The 18,652-nt window shown below is 72.3% G+C and carries 16 protein-coding genes and 1 pseudogene; 11 read left to right on the top strand and 6 right to left on the bottom strand.

The genetic code is table 11. The annotated features are described in order from the left end of the window. Nucleotides 1–126: 126 nt before the first annotated feature. The 8 genes from UW392_RS13740 (at nucleotide 127) to UW392_RS13705 (ending at nucleotide 10,109) form a co-directional block, all read left to right on the top strand. The gene (locus tag UW392_RS13740) at nucleotides 127–891 is read left to right on the top strand and encodes an IclR family transcriptional regulator (protein ID WP_320775241.1); all 765 of its coding nucleotides are present in this window, start codon (nucleotides 127–129) and stop codon (nucleotides 889–891) included. Nucleotides 892–1,232: 341 nt separating this feature from the next. Next, nucleotides 1,233–2,024 (top strand): MIP/aquaporin family protein, encoded by a 792-nt coding sequence (locus UW392_RS13735; RefSeq protein ID WP_320775240.1) that lies wholly within the window; start codon nucleotides 1,233–1,235, stop codon nucleotides 2,022–2,024. Between the two features lie 71 nt (nucleotides 2,025–2,095). After that, on the top strand, nucleotides 2,096–3,634 hold the full coding sequence (gene glpK / locus UW392_RS13730) for a glycerol kinase GlpK (protein WP_320775239.1): 1,539 nt from the start codon (nucleotides 2,096–2,098) through the stop codon (nucleotides 3,632–3,634). Nucleotides 3,635–3,643: 9 nt separating this feature from the next. Next, nucleotides 3,644–5,260 (top strand): glycerol-3-phosphate dehydrogenase/oxidase, encoded by a 1,617-nt coding sequence (locus UW392_RS13725; protein ID WP_320775238.1) that lies wholly within the window; start codon nucleotides 3,644–3,646, stop codon nucleotides 5,258–5,260. A gap of 122 nt (nucleotides 5,261–5,382) precedes the next feature. Continuing rightward, nucleotides 5,383–6,054, top strand: coding sequence for a FadR/GntR family transcriptional regulator (locus UW392_RS13720; RefSeq protein WP_320775237.1), 672 nt, complete (start codon nucleotides 5,383–5,385; stop codon nucleotides 6,052–6,054). Nucleotides 6,055–6,237: 183 nt separating this feature from the next. Then, a complete protein-coding gene (locus tag UW392_RS13715; protein ID WP_320775236.1) occupies nucleotides 6,238–7,212 on the top strand; it encodes a PAC2 family protein in 975 nt (324 codons plus the stop codon). A 362-nt stretch (nucleotides 7,213–7,574) separates the two neighbouring features. Beyond that, complete coding sequence (locus tag UW392_RS13710; RefSeq protein ID WP_320775235.1) at nucleotides 7,575–9,311, top strand: S8 family serine peptidase; 1,737 nt, start codon at nucleotides 7,575–7,577, stop codon at nucleotides 9,309–9,311. Nucleotides 9,312–9,380: 69 nt separating this feature from the next. Further along, nucleotides 9,381–10,109, top strand: coding sequence for a hypothetical protein (locus tag UW392_RS13705; protein WP_320775234.1), 729 nt, complete (start codon nucleotides 9,381–9,383; stop codon nucleotides 10,107–10,109). Nucleotides 10,110–10,218: 109 nt separating this feature from the next. Here the strand turns inward: UW392_RS13705 and mshC are convergent, their stop codons facing one another. From mshC to UW392_RS13685, 4 genes are all read right to left on the bottom strand, one after another. Continuing rightward, nucleotides 10,219–11,448 carry a cysteine--1-D-myo-inosityl 2-amino-2-deoxy-alpha-D-glucopyranoside ligase gene (gene mshC, locus UW392_RS13700; protein ID WP_320775233.1) on the bottom strand — a complete coding sequence of 410 codons (1,230 nt, stop codon included), beginning with the start codon at nucleotides 11,446–11,448 and terminating at the stop codon, nucleotides 10,219–10,221. A 134-nt stretch (nucleotides 11,449–11,582) separates the two neighbouring features. Next, nucleotides 11,583–12,425, bottom strand: a complete 843-nt coding sequence (locus UW392_RS13695) for an SCO1664 family protein (protein ID WP_320775232.1) — start codon at nucleotides 12,423–12,425, stop codon at nucleotides 11,583–11,585. Beyond that, nucleotides 12,389–12,979: a DUF3090 domain-containing protein gene (locus UW392_RS13690; RefSeq protein ID WP_320775231.1), complete on the bottom strand. Its 591-nt coding sequence runs from the start codon at nucleotides 12,977–12,979 to the stop codon at nucleotides 12,389–12,391. Before UW392_RS13690 ends, UW392_RS13695 begins: the two co-directional genes overlap by 37 nt. A 99-nt stretch (nucleotides 12,980–13,078) precedes the next feature. Then, nucleotides 13,079–13,765 (bottom strand): histidine phosphatase family protein, encoded by a 687-nt coding sequence (locus UW392_RS13685; protein WP_320775230.1) that lies wholly within the window; start codon nucleotides 13,763–13,765, stop codon nucleotides 13,079–13,081. Nucleotides 13,766–13,884: 119 nt separating this feature from the next. On the opposite strand from UW392_RS13685, the gene UW392_RS13680 reads away from it, so the two are divergent. Next, a complete protein-coding gene (locus UW392_RS13680; protein ID WP_320775229.1) occupies nucleotides 13,885–14,880 on the top strand; it encodes a magnesium and cobalt transport protein CorA in 996 nt (331 codons plus the stop codon). A gap of 31 nt (nucleotides 14,881–14,911) precedes the next feature. On the opposite strand, the gene UW392_RS13675 is transcribed toward UW392_RS13680, so the two are convergent. Beyond that, nucleotides 14,912–15,700, bottom strand: a complete 789-nt coding sequence (locus UW392_RS13675) for a ferritin-like domain-containing protein (RefSeq protein ID WP_320775228.1) — start codon at nucleotides 15,698–15,700, stop codon at nucleotides 14,912–14,914. Nucleotides 15,701–15,948: 248 nt separating this feature from the next. Further along, nucleotides 15,949–17,004 carry an LLM class F420-dependent oxidoreductase gene (locus tag UW392_RS13670; RefSeq protein WP_320775227.1) on the bottom strand — a complete coding sequence of 352 codons (1,056 nt, stop codon included), beginning with the start codon at nucleotides 17,002–17,004 and terminating at the stop codon, nucleotides 15,949–15,951. A 205-nt stretch (nucleotides 17,005–17,209) separates the two neighbouring features. On the opposite strand from UW392_RS13670, the gene UW392_RS13665 reads away from it, so the two are divergent. Together UW392_RS13665 and UW392_RS13660 are read left to right on the top strand one after the other, a co-directional pair. Continuing rightward, nucleotides 17,210–18,193 carry an aldo/keto reductase gene (locus UW392_RS13665; protein WP_320775226.1) on the top strand — a complete coding sequence of 328 codons (984 nt, stop codon included), beginning with the start codon at nucleotides 17,210–17,212 and terminating at the stop codon, nucleotides 18,191–18,193. Further along, nucleotides 18,190–18,652: pseudogene (locus UW392_RS13660) on the top strand (DNA helicase RecD); the annotation flags it as partial. The gene UW392_RS13665 and the pseudogene UW392_RS13660, both read left to right, overlap by 4 nt.

Genomic DNA, 18,652 nt, shown 5'->3' with positions numbered 1-18,652 from the left:
GCTACGGCGAAAAGACGGTGTCCATGGTTGGCCGCGGCGCGGCTCCGGCGGGTAGTGTTCGACATTGCCGAACGGTGTCGGTGGAGTCGCGCACCGGTGGCGGATGGGGACGGAGGCGGGACGGCGATGGCACGGAACATCCAGTCGCTCGAACGGGCGGCCGCGATGCTGCGGCTGCTCGCGGGCGGTGAGCGGCGGCTCGGCCTGTCGGACATCGCCTCGTCGCTGGGCCTGGCCAAGGGCACGGCCCACGGCATCCTGCGCACCCTCCAGCAGGAGGGCTTCGTGGAGCAGGACGAGGCCTCCGGCCGCTACCAGCTGGGCGCCGAGCTGCTGCGGCTGGGCACCACGTACCTGGACGTGCACGAGCTGCGGGCGCGCGCCCTGGTGTGGGCGGACGACCTGGCCCGCGCCAGCGGCGAGAGCGTCTACCTCGGGGTGCTGCACCAGCAGGGCGTGCTGATCGTGCACCACGTCTTCCGGCCGGACGACAGCCGGCAGGTCCTGGAGATCGGGGCCATGCAGCCGCTGCACTCCACGGCCCTGGGCAAGGTGCTCTCCGCGTACGACCCGGTCGCGCACAGCGAGATGCTGGAGGGCGAGCGCACGGCGTTCACGGACCGGACGATCAGCGGGCCGGAGGAGCTGGAGCACATCCTCGACCTCACCCGCGCGCGCGGGTACGCCGCCGACGTCGAGGAGACCTGGGAGGGCGTGGCCTCCATCGCCGCCCCCATCCACGACCGGCGCCGGATGCCGGTGGGCGCGGTCGGCATCACCGGCGCCGTGGAGCGGGTCGGCCGGGACGGCGAGCTGCGCCCGGAGCTGATCGCGGCGGTGCGGGACTGCGCCCGCGCGGTCTCCCGGGACCTGGGCGCGGCCCGGTTCTAGGGCCGGGCGCGGGCCGGAACGCGCACAGGGGGCCGGGGTGTCACGGGACGCCCCGGCCCCCTGTCGTACGGGTGCGCGCACCTGCCGTTTCCCCGCTGTGCGCGCCGGGAAGGCGGCAGCGGGCGATAACGATCCTGTTTTCGACAACTGAACTCTTGACGGACATACGGGAACGGAGCAAGACTCGCGTCCATCGGTCGGCATTGTCGAACAGCTACCGGCAATAAGCGTTAGAGTGGGGCAATGCCAAGGGCCGAGATCGCTCTCATCCCCGAGAGCGCGAACCACCGGAGGGGACCCGGTGTTCGCATCCCCCTGGACGAAGGACAAAGGAGTCGCGGGTGTCCAGCTCCGACATCTTCATCGGCGAGACCATCGGTACCGCCGTGCTCATCCTGCTGGGCGGTGGCGTGTGCGCCGCCGTCACTCTCAAGCGCTCGAAGGCGCAGAACGCCGGCTGGCTGGCGATCACCTTCGGCTGGGGCTTCGCGGTCCTGGCCGGCGCGTACCTCGCGGGCGGGGTCTCCGGCGCCCACCTGAACCCGGCGGTCACCCTGGGCCTCGCGATCCAGGGCGGCACCGCGTGGGGCGACGTCCCGCTGTACCTGGTCTCGCAGCTCTTCGGCGCGATGATCGGCGCCGTCCTGGTCTGGATCGCGTACTACGGGCAGTTCCACGCCCACCTGACGGACCCCGAGATCATCGCCGCGCAGCCCGTCGAGGAAGGCATGGTCGACCAGAAGACCGCGCCCGCGGCGGGCCCCGTGCTCGGCGTCTTCTCCACCGGCCCGGAGATCCGGCACTCCGTGCAGAACCTCGCCACGGAGATCATCGCCACCACCGTGCTCGTGCTGGGCATCCTGACCCAGGGGCTGAACGACGAGGGCAACGGCCTCGGCGCGCTGGGCGCCCTGATCACCGCGCTGCTGGTCGTGGGCATCGGTCTCTCGCTCGGCGGTCCGACCGGTTACGCCATCAACCCGGTCCGTGACCTCGGTCCGCGCATCGTGCACAGCCTGCTCCCGCTGCCGAACAAGGGCGGCTCGGACTGGACCTACGCCTGGGTCCCGGTCGCGGGCCCGCTGATCGGCGGCGCGATCGCCGGCGGCCTGTACAACATCGCCTTCGCATGACGCGCCGGACGCGCACCGTCAGCACGCCTGAGAACGACCCGACCAGCCACCGAGAAGCAGGGAGCACCCCCGTGACCGACGCCCACACCGCCGGCCCCTTCATCGCCGCCATCGACCAGGGCACGACCTCGTCCCGCTGCATCGTCTTCGACCACGACGGCCGCATCGTCTCCGTCGACCAGAAGGAGCACGAGCAGATCTTCCCCAAGCCCGGCTGGGTGGAGCACGACGCCGCCGAGATCTGGACCAACGTCCAGGAGGTGGTCGCCGGAGCCATCGAGAAGGCCGGGATCACCCGCGAGGACATCAAGGCCATCGGCATCACCAACCAGCGCGAGACGACGCTGGTCTGGGACCGGAACACCGGTGAGCCGGTCCACCACGCCATCGTCTGGCAGGACACCCGCACCGACGGGCTGGTCAAGGAGCTCGGCCGCAACGTCGGCCAGGACCGCTTCCGACGCGAGACCGGCCTGCCGCTGGCCTCCTACTTCGCCGGTCCCAAGGCCCGCTGGCTGCTGGACAACGTCGAGGGGCTGCGCGAGCGCGCCGAGGCCGGTGACCTGCTGTTCGGTACCATGGACTCCTGGGTCATCTGGAACCTCACCGGTGGCGTGGACGGCGGCAAGCACGTCACCGACGTCACCAACGCCTCCCGCACCATGCTCATGAACCTGCGCAAGATGCAGTGGGACGACCGCATCTGCGAATCGATCGGCGTACCTCGGCAGATGCTGCCCGAGATCCGCTCCTCCGCCGAGGTCTACGGCGAGGTCAGGGGCGGCAGACTGGGCGAGCTGCTCGGCGGCGTCCCGGTCGCCTCCGCGCTCGGCGACCAGCAGGCGGCCCTGTTCGGCCAGACCTGCTTCTCCCAGGGCGAGGCCAAGTCCACGTACGGCACCGGCACCTTCATGCTGATGAACACCGGCGAGGAGGCCATCAACTCCTACAGCGGGCTGCTGACCACCGTGGGCTACCAGATCGGCGACAACAAGCCGGTCTACGCCCTGGAGGGCTCCATCGCCGTCACCGGTTCGCTGGTGCAGTGGATGCGCGACCAGATGGGCCTCATCTCCACGGCCGCCGAGATCGAGACGCTGGCCACGTCGGTGGAGGACAACGGCGGCGCGTACTTCGTGCCGGCCTTCTCCGGCCTGTTCGCCCCGTACTGGCGCCCCGACGCCCGCGGTGTGATCACCGGTCTCACCCGGTACGTCACCAAGGCCCACATCGCCCGTGCCGTCCTGGAGGCCACCGCCTGGCAGACCCGCGAGATCAGCGACGCCATGACCAAGGACTCCGGCGTCGAACTGACCGCCCTCAAGGTCGACGGCGGCATGACCTCGAACAACCTGCTGATGCAGACCCTCTCGGACTTCCTGGACGCCCCCGTGGTGCGCCCGATGGTCGCCGAGACCACCTGCCTCGGCGCCGCCTACGCCGCCGGCCTCGCCGTCGGCTTCTGGTCCGACACGGAGGACCTGCGCGCCAACTGGCGCCGGGCCGCCGAGTGGACCCCCCGCATGGACGCGGAGACCCGCGACCGTGAGTACAAGAACTGGCTCAAGGCCGTCGAGCGGTCCATGGGCTGGCTCGAGGACGAGGAGTAAGAACCCGACATGACCAGTCAGCCCACCCTGCAGTCCGTGCCTGCCCTGGGAACGCACCCGGCCTCCGGCCTCAGCCCGAGCCGTGCCGAGACCCGGGAGCAGCTCTCCAAGGCGTCGTACGACCTCCTCATCATCGGCGGCGGCATCCTGGGCATCTCCACCGCCTGGCACGCCGCGCAGTCCGGTCTGCGGGTGGCCCTGGTCGACGCCGGCGACTTCGCCGGCGCCACCTCCTCCGCCTCCTCCAAGCTCCTCCACGGCGGTCTGCGCTACCTGCAGACCGGCGCGGTGAAGCTGGTGGCGGAGAACCACTTCGAGCGCCGCGCGGTCTCCCGCCAGGTGGCCCCCCACCTGGCGAACCCGCTCACGTTCTACCTCCCGGTGTACAAGGGCGGGCCGCACGGCGCGGCGAAGCTCGGGGCGGGCGTCTTCGCCTACTCCGCGCTGTCGGCGTTCGGCGACGGCGTGGGCCACCTGCTGTCCCCGTCGAAGGCCGCGCAGGACGTGCCCGAGCTGCGCACGGACAACCTCAAGGCCGTGGCCGTGTACGGCGACGACCAGATGAACGACGCGCGGATGGCCCTCATGACGGTCCGCGCGGCCGTGGACTCGGGCGCCGTCGTCCTCAACCACGCCGAGGTCACCGGGCTGCGCTTCACCCGGGGCCGGGTCACGGGCGCCGAGCTGAAGGACCGCCTCTCCGGCGACGAGTTCGGCGTGAACGCCCGGCTGGTGCTCAACGCGACCGGCCCGTGGGTCGACCACCTGCGCAAGCTGGAGGACCCGAACGCGGCGCCCTCCATCCGCCTCTCCAAGGGCGCGCACCTGGTGCTCAAGCGCACCTCGCCGTGGAAGGCCGCGCTGGCCACGCCCATCGACAAGTACCGCATCACCTTCGCCCTCCCCTGGGAGGACATGCTGCTGCTCGGCACCACCGACGAGGAGTACGAGGGCGACCCGGGCGACGTCGCGGTCAACGAGAAGGACATAGCCCAGATCCTCGACGAGGCCGCCTTCTCGATCCGTGACCAGCAGCTCTCGCGCGACCTGATCACGTACTCCTTCGCGGGCCTGCGGGTACTGCCCGGCGGCCCGGGCAACACCTCCAAGGCCAAGCGCGAGACGGTCGTCACCGAGGGCCGGGGCGGCATGCTGTCCGTCGCGGGCGGCAAGTGGACGACCTTCCGGCACATCGGCCGTACGGTGATGAAGAAGCTGGAGGCGCTGCCGGGCCACCCGCTGGGCGACGACTTCGAGCCGGTCTCCACGCTGCCGAAGAAGCTGCCGCTGCCGGGTGTCGCCAACCCGCGCGCGGTCGCCCACCGGCTGCTGGTCGACCGCCCGGCGCCCGGTCCGCGCATGGCGCCGGAGACGGCCCGGCACCTGGCCACCCACTACGGTTCGCTGGCCTTCGACATCGCCCGCCTCGCCAACGAGAACCCCGAGCTCGGCGAGCGCGTCCACCCGGACGCGCCGGAGATCTGGGCCCAGGTCGTGTACGCCCGGGACCACGAGTGGGCCGAGACGGCCGACGACGTGCTGCGCCGCCGCACCACGCTGACCATCCGGGGCCTGGCGACGGACGAGATCCGGGGCAAGGTGCAGGGGCTGCTCGACGGGAAGTGAGCCCTGACACGTGACACCCCGGTGCGCCCCACTGGTCGCGAGGTGTCCCCGCGGTGGGAGCCCCGCCCGGCGGAGTACCGCATAATGACGACCCAGACATCGGATGTCTACGGGAGGCGCGCATGGCTGTCACGGACGAGGCGATCGAGAAGATCAAGGGGATGATCGTCTCCGGCGCGTTGCGCCCCGGCGACCGTCTGCCCAAGGAGGCCGAGCTCGCCTCCGGGCTCGGCCTGTCCCGCAACTCCCTGCGCGAGGCCGTGCGCGCCCTCGCACTCATCCGCATCCTGGACGTACGGCAGGGCGACGGCACGTACGTCACGAGCCTGGACCCCCAGCTGCTGCTGGAGGCGCTGACCTTCGTCGTCGACTTCCACCGCGACGACACGGTCCTGGAGTTCCTCGCGGTGCGCCGCATCCTGGAGCCGGCGGCCACCGCGATGGCCGCGTCCCGCATCGGCGAGGAGCAGCTGGACGCGCTGGCGGCGCAGCTGGACGCGCTCGGGGACGAGCCGTCGGTGGAGCAGCTCGTCGCCTGCGACCTGGACTTCCACCGGGGCATCGTGCGGGCCTGTGGCAACTCGGTGCTCTGCTCCCTGGTGGACGGCCTCTCCGGTCCGACCACGCGGGCCCGCATCTGGCGCGGCCTGACCCAGGAGGACGCGGTGCGCCGCACCCTGCACGAGCACCGCATGATCCTCGCGGCCCTGAGGGACCGGGACGCGGAGGCGGCCCGCTCCTGGGCGACGGTGCACATCGCGTCCGTGGAGCAGTGGCTGCGCTCGACCCTGTGAGGCGTCGGCGAGGTGCGTTCTCGCACGTCAGTCCAGGCGATAGCTCCGATCAATGAGGGGTGTGTCGGCTCGGCGAACGGGGCAGTGATCCGTTCACTCCCCCGTGCACGGGGGCTGCGGACGCCCGGTTGGCACGCCGTAAGGTTGGGGTGTACACGAGGGCACGTCGGAAGGAGGAGCTGGGTGATCGAGCTGGAGGGGGTTCCCGAGCTGATCGACCCAGTCATGGTGGCCGCGTTCGAAGGCTGGAACGACGCCGGTGACGCCGCTTCCGCCGCGGTCGCCCATCTCGACCGGGAGTGGAAGGGCGAGGTGTTCGCGGCGCTGGACGCCGAGGACTACTACGACTTCCAGGTCAACCGTCCCACGGTGTGGCTGGACGGCGGCGTACGCAAGATCACGTGGCCGACGACGAGACTGTCGGTGGTCCGGGTCGGCGGCGACAAGCCCCGCGACCTGGTCCTGGTCCGCGGCATCGAGCCGTCCATGCGGTGGCGCTCGTTCTGCAACGAGCTGCTCGGCTTCGCGCACGAGCTGGGTGTGGAGCTGGTCGTCGTCCTGGGCGCGCTGCTCGGCGACACCCCGCACACGCGTCCGGTGCCGATCAGCGGGGTGACCTCGGACCCCGACCTGGCCCAGCGGATGGACCTGGAGGAGACCAAGTACGAGGGCCCCACGGGGATCGTCGGCATCCTCCAGGAGGCGTGCACGCACGCGGGCGTCCCGGCCGTCTCGCTGTGGGCGGCGGTCCCGCACTACGTGTCGCAGCCGCCGAACCCGAAGGCCACGCTGGCCCTGCTGAACCGCCTCGAGGACCTCATCGACGTCCGCGTCCCGCTGGGCGAGCTGCCCGAGGACGCGCGCGCGTGGCAGGTGGGCGTGGACCAGCTGGCCGCCGAGGACAGCGAGGTCGCCGAGTACGTGCAGACGCTGGAGGAGGCCCGGGACACCGCGGAGCTGCCCGAGGCGTCGGGTGATGCGATCGCCCGCGAGTTCGAGCGGTACCTGCGCAGACGGGACGGGGGCGGCCCGGGCGGGCACGCCACCGCGGAGGGCGACAGTGGCCCGTACCGGCGGGAGGGTCCGGGCGGCCGTCCGCGTCCCCCCAAGCCGCCGCAGCGGCCGGGCACCGACGAGGACGACTCCGCGGAGGACTGAGACGGGACCGGGAACACCGGCACACGCCGAGGGGCGGCGCACCGTGTGCGCCGCCCCTCGGCGTGTGCCGGACGCATGACCGAGAGCCGTTCCACCGCCACGCGGCAGCAGCGAACTGACAGGGTCTGGCCGGATTGCGGCGTGACACCTCTTTCCGGACGGATTGCACACGTTACCCCGTTCAACTTCTTTTGAAACCGAGTTGGCGACCGCGGTCTTTACGGGGCGTCCCGGGCGTGCTTGGTTGTGGTCCGGAAGGCGCGGCCCGGGGGGCGGCACATGGCAGACCGCCCTCATGGCCCGGGCCGCTTCCGGGCCACCCGCTACTTGGCACCCGCACGGACCGAGAGGAGCGGTACGCGATGACCGACCAGGTACAGCCGGAGCAGGGCCCGGGAGCTTCCGGACCCGGCCCGGACGGAGCGGGATTCACCTACCGGAAGGCCGAGCAGGAACTGATCGCCGTCGCCCGCCCCGAAGCCCGGCTGCGCGCCCGGCCGGAGGGCGTCCGCTCGGCGGTCGGCGCCGACGTCTCGGCCCTGAACATGTTCCTCAGCGACGAGCAGCTCACGATGGAGCCGCTGTTCGGCAGCGAGGAACGGCTGCAGTCCACCGCCGCGAGCGGTGAGAACGTCCCCGACCTGACGCTCTTCTACCGGGTCCGCGGCAGTGCCGACCGGGCTCAGGAGCTGCGGTCGAGGATCGCCGCGCTGCCGGGCATCGACACGGCGTACGTGAAACCGGGCGCCGTACCGGCCTCGCTCGGCTCGGTGGGACAGAGTTCCGACGACAACCGGAAACTGAAGGAGGGCGCGCCCGTCACGCCCGACTTCACCAGCCGCCAGGGCTATCTGCGCCCGGCGCCCGAGGGCGTCGACGCGTACTGGGCCTGGCAGCGGCCCGGCGGGTCCGGGCAGGGCGTGACCGTGATCGACGTGGAGGGCGCCTGGCAGTTCGGGCACGAGGACCTCTCCGCGAAGCTTGCGGGCGTCGTCGCGGGCACCCCGCTGACGGACCTCGCCTGGCGCAACCACGGCACCGCCGTGATCGGGGTGATCGGCGGCGACCGCAACGAGTACGGCATCACCGGTGTCGCCCCGGACGCGGTGACCGCGGCGGCGTCCATCCAGGACATCGGCACCGCGGCGGCGGTCCAGGCGGCCGCCGACCGGCTCGGTCCCGGCGACATCGTCCTGATCGAGCTGCACCGGCCGGGACCGCGCTTCGACTTCGAGGTCCGTGACGACCAGCGCGGCTACATCCCGCTGGAGTGGTGGCCCGACGACTTCGCGGCCATCCGGTACGCGACCGCCAAGGGCGTCGTCGTGGTGGCCGCGGCGGGCAACGGCGGGGAGTCGCTGGACGACGCGGTCTACGAGCGCCGTCCTGACTTCTTCCCCGAGTGGTGGCGCAACCCGTTCAACCCGTCCAACCAGCCCTCCGGCGCGATCCTCGTCGGCGCCGGCGCCCCGCCGCCGGGCACGCACGGCCGCGACCACGGTCCGGACCGTTCGCGCCTGGGGTTCTCCAACTACGGAGGACGCGTGGACGCGCAGGGCTGGGGGCGTGAGGTCACGACGACCGGAGGCTTCTGGGACCGGCCCGGCGATCTGCAGGGCGGGGCCGAGGAAGTCGTCTGGTACACGGACACGTTCTCGGGAACCTCTTCCGCCTCCCCGGTGGTGGTCGGCTCCCTGGCCTGCCTCCAGGGGATGCTGAAGGCGTCCGGCCAGGAGCCGATGGACCCGGAACGTGCCCGTCAGCTGCTGCGGACCACCGGCTCCCCGCAGCAGGACGCGCCGGGCCGGCCCGCATCCCAGCGGATCGGCAACCGGCCCGACATCAAGGCGGCGGTCTCCCGCCTGCTGCCGGAGGCGGTCGGCTCGGGCCAGGCCGAGAGGTACTGGGACGAGCTGCTGCCGTACCCGCGCGAGCTCCCGCCGAGGCTCCGGCTCTTCGTGGCCGGCACCTGGCGGAACCTGAACGACCCGTCCCCCGAGATCCGCCACGCGGTGCACGCCGCGTTCGCGGGGGGACGGCCCGACGTCCGGGTCTGGTTCTCGGACGACGAGATCGTCGGCCTGGTGGTCACGGGCTGAACACATGGCCGCCCGCGGCCGACGGACCGACGGCATACCGATGGAACATCCACGGAAGGTGGCACCCGCATGAGCACCACCCCGCAGATGAGTCACCTGGGACAGCAGCAGGGTCAGCAGCAGTTCCCGAGCACCTCCCCGTTCCAGCAGCAGGGCCAGCAGCAGCCGTACGGGCAGCAGCAGTACGGCCAGCAGCAGCCGTTCGGACAGCAGCAGCAACAGCCTTTCGGCCAGCAGCAGCAGCCGTTCGGGCAGCAGCAGTACGGGCAGCAGCAGCCCTGGCAGCAGCAACAGCAGCCGTTCGGCCAGCAGGGCTACGGCCAGCAGCAGCCGATGGGGATGATGGGCGGCTCACTGGAGCAGCTCCAGCAGCTCGGTCAGCAGCAGCCCTTCCAGCAGCTGCTCCAGCAGATGGGGCAGCAGATGGGCCAGCAGGGGCAGCAGTACGGCCAGCAGCAACAGCAGCAGGACCAGCAGGCGCAGCAGCACGAGCAGCAGATCCAGCAGAAGATCCAGCAGGTGCTGGTCGCCGCGGTTCAGCAGGTCGTGCAGCACGTGCAGCAGCAGCGCCTCGCCTCGGGTGTGGCGGACGGCTTCATCAACCTCGTCCACCCGCTGCAGGGGCTCTCGCGCCACATCATCCTGCACATCAACGGCCAGCTCCGGGTCCTGCAGTCCCCGACCCCGGAGGCCCTGGTGGAGATCCAGCAGGCCTTCGCGTACCAGCAGCCGGTCATCGGCGTCTGGGACACGCAGTCGCCGCACGTCCTGCGCAGCGTACGGATCCAGCGGGTCTGACGCACCGGCTCCCGGCCCGCACCTGAGCACGTGAGCGAAAGGGGCGCCCCCCGAACGGGGGCGCCCCTCCTGCTGTCGTCCTGCTTCGTCCTGCCGTCGTCCTGCCGCCTCAGAGAGCCACGCCGAGCAGCGCGTCGACCGCCCGTGACACCACGCCGGGTGCGCCCTCGTCCGTACCGCCCCGCTCCTGCTGGAGCGCGGCCCAGCGGTCGACCGCGGCGAGCGCGGCCGGGGCGTCCAGGTCGTCGGCGAGGGCCGCGCGGACCTCCTCGACCAGGGCCTCGGCCGGCGGGCCGTCGGGCCGGGAGACGGCGGCGCGCCACCGGCCGAGCCGCGCCTCGGCGTCGGCGAGGACCTGGTCGGTCCACTCCCAGTCGGCACGGTAGTGGTGGGCGTGGAGCGCGAGCCTGATGGCGGCGGGGTCGACGCCGTCCTGCCGCAGCTTCGACACGAAGACCAGGTTGCCCCTGGACTTCGACATCTTCTCCCCGTCGAGGGCGACCATGCCGGCGTGCACGTACGCCTTGGCCATGGGGAACTCGCCGGTCAGCACCTGGGCGTGCGAGGCGCCCATCTCGTGGTGCGGGAAGACCAGGTCGGAGCCGCCGCCCTGCACGTCGAAGCCCATGCCGAGGTGGTCCAGGGCGATGGCCACGCACTCGATGTGCCAGCCGGGCCGGCCCCGGCCGAGCGAGCCGCCGTCCCAGCTGGGCTCGCCCTCTCGGGCGGCCATCCACAGCATCGGGTCGAGCGGGTCCTTCTTGCCCGGGCGGTCCGGGTCGCCGCCGCGCTCGGCGGAGAGCAGCCGCATCGCGGCGGCGTCCAGGTGCGAGACACCGCCGAAGTGCGGGTCGGACTCGACGGAGAAGTAGATGTCGCCGTCGAGCTCGTAGGCGGCGCCCGCCTCGCGGAGCCGCTCGACGAGCGGGACGATCCCGGGTATCGCCTCGACGGCACCGACGTAGTGCCGGGGAGGCAGCATCCGCAGGGCGGTCATGTCCTCGCGGAAGAGGGCGGTCTCCTGCTCGGCGAGGGCCGCCCAGTCGACGCCGTCCCGCTGCGCGCGTTCGAGCAGCGGGTCGTCGACGTCGGTGACGTTCTGTACGTAATGGACCTGCCGCTTGGTGTCGAGCCAGACGCGCTGCACGAGGTCGAACGCGTTGTAGGTCGCCGCGTGCCCCATGTGGGTCGCGTCGTAGGGAGTGATCCCGCACACATAGATGCGGGCGACGGGACCGGGGGCGAGGGGCACCCGGGCCCCGGTCGCGGTGTCGTGGATCCTCAGGTCGCGGCCCTGACCAGGCAGGGCGGGGACCTCGGAAGCGGGCCAGGCATGCATGTCATGAGCCTAACCGGACGGAAGTTCCGGATACGAACGGGACCGGGCCGGATGGCCGGAAGGGCGCTCTTGCGTACCTGTCGCCGCATGTGTCCGCCCTGGTCGGCGGCCCTGTCCGGCCCGGTGCCGGGTGCTCAGACGGGCGGCCAGGGGATCGCGGGCCACCGGCCGCCGGGGGCCGGGTGCCGGCCCGAGGCGAGCAGGGCGTCGACCCGCGCGCGCGTGGCGTCGAGTTCGGCCGCGGTGATCAGCTCCGACAGGGCCGCCGCCAGCGCCCCGCCGTCCGCGAGACCGGTGCGCAGGGCGTCCAGCGCCCCGGTCGCCTCCGCGGTGAGGGGCTCCTCCGCCCAGCCCCAGAGCAGGGTGCGCAGCTTGTCCTCGGTGTGGAAGGTCACTCCGTGGTCGATGCCGTACAGCCGTCCGCCGGGGCCCGGCAGCAGGTGGCCGCCCTTGCGGTCGGCGTTGTTGATGACCGCGTCGAGGACGGCGAGGCGCCGCAGCCGCTCGTCGTCGGCGTGCACGAGGAGCGCCGTGCGGTCCTCCTCCACCTCCGCGAAGCCGATGGCCTTCCAGCCCTCTCCGGGCTCCTCGCCGTCGACCAGCGCGAGCAGTCCGTCACCGGGTGCGGGCCCGGGTTCCGGCTCGATCCACAGCTGGCACATGCCCTCGCCGTACGGCCCGTCGCGGAGCACCGTGGTCGGCACCAGGCCCCAGCCGGTGGCCTCGGACACCTCGTACGCGGCGACCTCCCGCTGGGCGAGGGTCCCGTCGGGGAAGTCCCACAGCGGGCGCTCACCGGCGACGGGCTTGTAGATGCAGGCCGCCTCACGGTCGCCCCGGGTGACCGTGCAGTACAGCGCCGCGTTGGACGCCTCCCGGATGCGCCCGCGCACGGTCAGCTCGCCCTCGGCGAGGAGGTCGGCGGCGTCCGGACCCGGAGTCACGCTCCGCGGCGGTATCCGTTCTGGCGCGGACATACGTGTCCCTCCGGGTCGAGCGGCAGGCTGCACAGCGGGCACGGCGGGCGCCCGGCGTTGACCACGTCGAGGGCGCGCTTGGCGAAGGCCCGGGCCTGCACGCCGGTGAGCCGGACGCGCAGCATCGGCGGGCCGTTCTCGTCGTCCTGGAGCAGCCTCTCCTCGGCCTCGGCGAGGTCCTCGTCGGAGTCGGCTTCCAGTTCGACCAGGGCCTGCGCCTCGACGATCATGCGTTCCTCGTCGCCGTCCCAGGCCAGCGCCATGGTGCCGACGCGGAACTCCTCCTCGACGGGGCTCTCGAGCGGCCCGGTGTCGGAGATCTCCGTGGGGGCGACGGCCGGGACCGCGGCGTTGCCGCCGCTGCGCCGTACGACCTCGTCGAGCAGCTCGTCCATGCGTTCCGCGAGCGCGGCCACCTGGGTCTTCTCCAGGGCCACGCTCGTCACGCGGGGCCCCGAGGAGGCTTGCAGGAAGAAGGTACGGCGCCCGGGCAGCCCGACCGTACCGGCCACGAAGCGGTCCGGAGGGTCGTAGAGGAACACCTGACGGGACACGTCCTGTCTCCATGGGAATCGACGTCGGGACCGGCCGCTCGACGGCTGCTGACGAAGGTCAGCGCCGTCGCGACCGCTTCACCCTACTGCGGTTGACGATCACGGTGCGCCCGCATCGCCCCCGACCGGTGCGTCGACACCGGGCGCCTCCTCGCGCGGCGCCAGGGACGCCAGGTCCCCGGTGTCGCCGAGGCGCACGAGAAACGGGCGCAGCCGGGTGTAACGGATCGCCGTGATGGAACACGGTTCCACGGAGATCCTTTGGAAGAGGTCGAGATGGAGTCCGAGCGCGTCCGCCACGAGCGATTTGATGATGTCGCCGTGCGAGCACATGAGGTACACGGCGTCGGCGCCGTGGTCGCGTTCCACGCGCGCGTTCCACTCGCGCACCGCCTCCACCGCGCGCGCCTGCATGGCCCGCATCGACTCGCCGCCCGGGAACTCGACCGCGGAGGGGTGCGTCTGGACGGCCTCCATCAGCGGCTCGTCCGCCAGCTCGGCGAGCTTGCGGCCGGACCAGTCGCCGTAGTGGGCCTCACCGATCCGCTCCTCGGTGTGCGGGCGCAGTTCCGGGCGGGCCTCGAGGAGCGGCCGGACCGTCTCCTGGCAGCGCTGCAGCGGGCTGAGGACCACCTCGGAGATCGGCAGCGCGGCGAGCCGCCCGGGCAGCGCGGCCGCCTGCGCGGCCCCGCGCTCGTCGAGGGCGACGCCGGGGGTCCACCCGGCGAGCACCCCGGAGGTGTTGGCGGTGGACCGCCCGTGTCGGACAAGGATCAACGTGGGCATGCGGCCCAGCCTAAACCGGTGTCCCAGGGACTCCACGGGGTATGCCACGGCCCGGGACGCGTCCCGGGCCGTGCGACGGGCAGGCACGGTTCGTTCCGTACGGCGAAGGGACCCACCAGGTGATCATTGATTGTGCCGTCTACCGGGAGGGGCGCCGGACCGAGGGGCCCGAGGACTTCTCGGAGGCGCTGAGCGCCGCGCGCGCGGCGGGCGGTTTCGTCTGGATCGGTCTGCACGAGCCGACGGAGAAAGAGTTCGACCACGTCAGCAGCGAGTTCGGGTTGCACCCGCTGGCCGTGGAGGACGCCCTGAAGGCGCACCAGCGGCCCAAGCTGGAGGTGTACGAGGACTCCCTGTTCCTGGTACTGAAGCCGGTCGTGTACGAGCCGACCAGTGACTCCGTCTCCTCGGGCGAGGTCATGGTGTTCCTCGGCGAGGGCTTCGTGGTGACCGTGCGGCACGGGGACGGCTCGCGCTTCGCGACCGTACGCCGCCGGCTGGAGCAGGAGCCCGGACTGCTCGGCAAGGGCCCGACGGCCGTGCTGTACGCGATGGCCGACGCGACGGTGGACCACTACCTGGACGTGGCGGCCGAGCTGCAGAACGACCTGGAGGAGCTCGAGGCGGAGGTCTTCTCACCGGACGGCGGGAGCTCACGGCACACGGCGTCGCGGATCTACACGTTCAAGCGGCAGGTCCTGGAGTTCCGGCGGGCCACCGGTCCGCTCGCCCCGCCCTTGACCCGGCTCTCGGGCTCGGGCGGCCACCAGGTGGCGCTGCCCTTCGTGGACGACAGCGCCCAGCCCTTCTTCCGCGACGTGAACGACCACCTCACCCGGGTCAACGAGTCGGTGGAGAACCTGGACCGGCTGGTGTCGGACGTGCTGTCGGCGCACCTCGCGCAGATGGGCGTCCGGCAGAACGACGACATGCGGAAGATCTCCTCGTGGGCGGCGATGGCCGCGGTCCCGACGATGATCGCGGGCGTCTACGGCATGAACTTCGAGCACATGCCCGAGCTGAGCTGGACGTGGTCCTACCCGGCGGCGATCGCGGTGATGGCCATGCTGGAGGTGCTGCTGTTCCGGACGTTCAAGCGAAGAGGATGGCTCTAGCCCCCGGCCGGACGGACTGCGACGGACCGGATCAGGCGAACTCGGGGGACGGGGTGGCCGGGCCGCCCAGCGGGTCGCGGCGCTCCGGCATCCGCAGCGAGACCATGCGCCGCCAGCCGCCGAGCCGCTCGTACGCGTAGACGGCGTGGATGCCCGCGGCGAGCAGCGCCGACCTGGCCCAGGACCAGCCGAGGAGGCGTCCCATGGCGGCCGTCACGGCGAGGCTGACGTCGCGGTGGACGCGGATCTCGGCGAGGGCACAGGTGCGCAGGGTGCGCTGGATCATGCGGCCGTGGCCCGCCGCCGCGAGGCGCAGCAGCTCCTCGTGGCAGTACGCGAGGTGGTCGTCCTCGTCGTCGGCGATCATCCGTACCGCGCGGCCGATGTCGGGGTGGTCGGCGAAGTGCTTGCGCAGGAGTCGCATCTGCTCGGAGGCGCGCTGTTCGGTGACCCTGCTGTGCGCGAGGTAGACGACGATGTCCTCGACCGTGAGCGGCTCCTCGCCACTGAGCCTGGCGTGGGCCAGGCCGATGCCGCCCCGCTCCAGGAGCATCGTGTAGTCGGCGGCGGGCGGGACCTCGACGGGCTGGAGTCCGCGTTTCCTCAGCAGGGCGCGGAAGATCCGCCCGTGCTTGTCCTCGTCGGCGCCGTGACGGGCGATCCTGGGTGCGAGGCCGCGCTCTTCCTCGGGGGTGAGCGCCGCGATCCGGGCGTTCTCCCAGCCGCCCTGCGCCTCTCCGCCGGCCGCGATGGAGCAGAACAGCCGGAAGGACGCGTCGTGGTCGAGGATCTCCTGGAACAGGCTCTTGGCCGAGAGCATGCGGGGCCCCTCTCTGCAGATCTCCGCGGAGAAGGAGTCAAATGCGACGACCGGGGCCGGGCAACACCCAGGTCGGACAAATCAGCCGAACGACGGACGGGGCATGCCTCAAGGGGCGTAACCGATCGGAGCGGCGTGCGTTGTCCGTCGATGACGGCCGTGGCGGGGAGCACCCCCGAGCCCCCACCACGGCCGCGGACCAGTTTCCCCCTGAGGCTCCCCCGCGGTCCGCTGTCCGCCGGAAGGCCCTAGGCGAGTCCGGCCCGCTCCAGCGCCTCGGCGCCGGCCCGCAGCGAGGTGATGCGCTCCTCCAGCGTGAAGCCGGCGGGCGCCAGCGTGAGGGTGGTGACCCCGGCCTCGGCGTAGGCCGTCATCCGGTCGGCGACCCGCTCCACGGAGCCGAGCAGCGTCGTCGCGTCGATCAGCTCGTGCGGTACGGCGGCCGCCGCGCCGTCCTTGTCGCCGTCCAGGTACTTGTCCTGGATCTCGCCGGCCGCCTCCTCGTACCCCATCCGCCGTGCGAGCTGGTTGTAGAAGTTCTGCTTGCGGCTGCCCATGCCGCCCACGTACAGGGCGGTGTACGGCCGGAAGGTGTCGGCGAGCGTGGTCACGTCCTCGTCGTGGCCGACGGCGATCGGCACCGTCGGGCACACGTCGAAGCCGTCCATCGTCAGCCCGGCCCTCTCCCGTCCGGCGCGCAGGTGCCGGACGGCCGTGTCCTCCAGGTGGTCGGCCGAGGGGAAGATCAGCAGCGCGCCGTCGGCGATCTCACCGGTCTGCTCCAGGTTCTTCGGGCCGATCGCGGCGATGTACAGCGGGATGTGCTCGCGCTGCGGGTGCACGGTCAGCTTGAGCGGCTTGCCCGGGCCGCCCGGCAGCGGCAGCGTCCAGTGCTCACCGTCGTGGCTGAGGCGCTCACGGGTCATCGCCTTGCGGATGATCTCGACGTACTCGCGGGTCCGCGCCAGCGGCTTGTCGAACTTCACGCCGTACCAGCCCTCGGAGACCTGCGGGCCGGAGACGCCGAGGCCGAGGCGGAACCGGCCGCCGGAGAGCGAGTCGAGCGTGGCGGCGGTCATCGCGGTCATCGCGGGCTGGCGGGCCGGGATCTGGAAGATCGCCGAGCCCACGTCGATGCGCTCGGTCTGCGCGGCGACCCAGGCGAGCACGGTGGCCGCGTCGGAGCCGTACGCCTCGGCGGCCCAGCACACGGCGTAGCCCAGCCGGTCGGCCTCCTGGGCGACGGCGAGATTGTCCGCGTCCATCCCGGCGCCCCAGTAGCCGAGGTTGATCCCGAGCTGCATGCCGATTCCCCTTACCGATCAGTAACGTCGCTGTCGCCGCTGACCCTAGCGCGCGGGCGGGCCCGGTGGTGAGGGCGCCGTCCGCCGGAGACGGAACTCACGGACCGGCCCGCGGGAGGCGGCGCGGCCGGTTGTCCACAGGCGCGCCCCGCACGTTGTCCACAGGCACCCCACACAGCCAGTACAGGCCAGTAATGTCGCGTGCATGGAGCAGAGGCATCTCGGCCGGACCGGCCTGCGTGTGTCCCGGATCGGGCTCGGCACCCTGAGCTGGGGACGTGACACGGACGAGCACGACGCCGCGGGCATGCTCAAGGCCTTCTGGGAGGCGGGCGGCACCCTCGTCGACACGGCCGACGTGTACGGCGACGGGGAGGCCGAGTACCTGCTCGGGCAGCTCATGGAGAGACTGGTGCCGCGCCGGGACCTGATCATCTCGACGAAGGCGGGCAGCGTCGCCGACCCCGAGCGCCGCGTCGACTGTTCGCGCGGTCATCTGCTCGCCGCGCTGGACGCCTCCCTGGCCCGCCTCGGCACGGACCACGTCGACCTGTGGCACGTCCACGCCTTCGACACCGGGACGCCGTTGGAGGAGACCCTCCAGGCGCTCGACCTGGCGGTGAGCAGCGGCCGCGCACGGTACGCGGGCGTGGCCGACTTCTGCGGCTGGCAGCTCGCGAAGGCGGCGACGTGGCAGCTCGCGGCACCGGGCACCCGGACCCGCCTGGCCAGTACGCAGATGGAGTACTCGCTGCTGCAGCGCGGCGTGGAGCGGGAGGTGCTGCCCGCCGCGCTGGACCTGGGCGTGGGCCTGCTGCCCTCCTCGCCGCTGGGCCGCGGCGTGCTCACGGGCAAGTACCGCCACTCCACTCCGGCCGACTCGCGGGGCGCCTCCGAGCACCTGGCCCCCTTCGTCGCGCCGTACCTCGACGACACGGCCAACAGCATCGTGGACGCGGTCCGCACCGCGGCGGACGGCCTCGCCACGACCCCGTTGCAGGTGGCCCTCGCCTGGATCCGCGACCGGCCGGGCGTCGCCGCCCCGATCGTCGGCGCGCGCACCACGCAGCAGCTCACGGCGGCGTTGTCAGTGGAGACCCTTACGCTTCCTGACGAGATCCGCCGGGCGCTCGACGACGTGTCGGCGCCCGTGCACCGCTATCCCGATCACGACTGGAGCACGCTGTGACCACGGACCCCGCGACCACGGAGCCGGCCGAGCCCGAGGGCCCGGACGGCGGGGAAGCCGCCGCGTCCGGGGCCCCGGACGCGCCCGACAGCGGTACGGGCGACGACGGAGCGGCGGCCGGCGCGTCCGACGGGACGGCCGACCTCTCCGAGGCGCAGGCCGAGCTGGTGGCGCAGCGCGTGGAGCGGGAGCGGATCGAGCAGCGCAAGGCCCAGAAGGCGGCGCCGATCGACAGCGGGGGCAGGCTGAGCGGGACGGCCGCCGATCTGCTCGCCGCCGTGCGCGCCGTGGAGGGCGGCCAGCAGCCCGTGTCCACCGTGTTCGCCGAGCCGGAGCCCGCGCGCAGGCCCGCGCCCGAGCCGGTGCGGCGTCCGCAGCCCGTGGCGCCCTCCCCCGCCGCCGCGGCTCCCGCGCCCGGGACCGTCGACGCCGTCCGCGCCGTACTGGCCCGGGGCGGCG

The organism is Streptomyces sp. CRN 30, from assembly GCF_034105845.1.
Note: the sequence above shows the minus strand (reverse complement) of the source record. Positions and strands in the feature narration are given on the sequence as shown.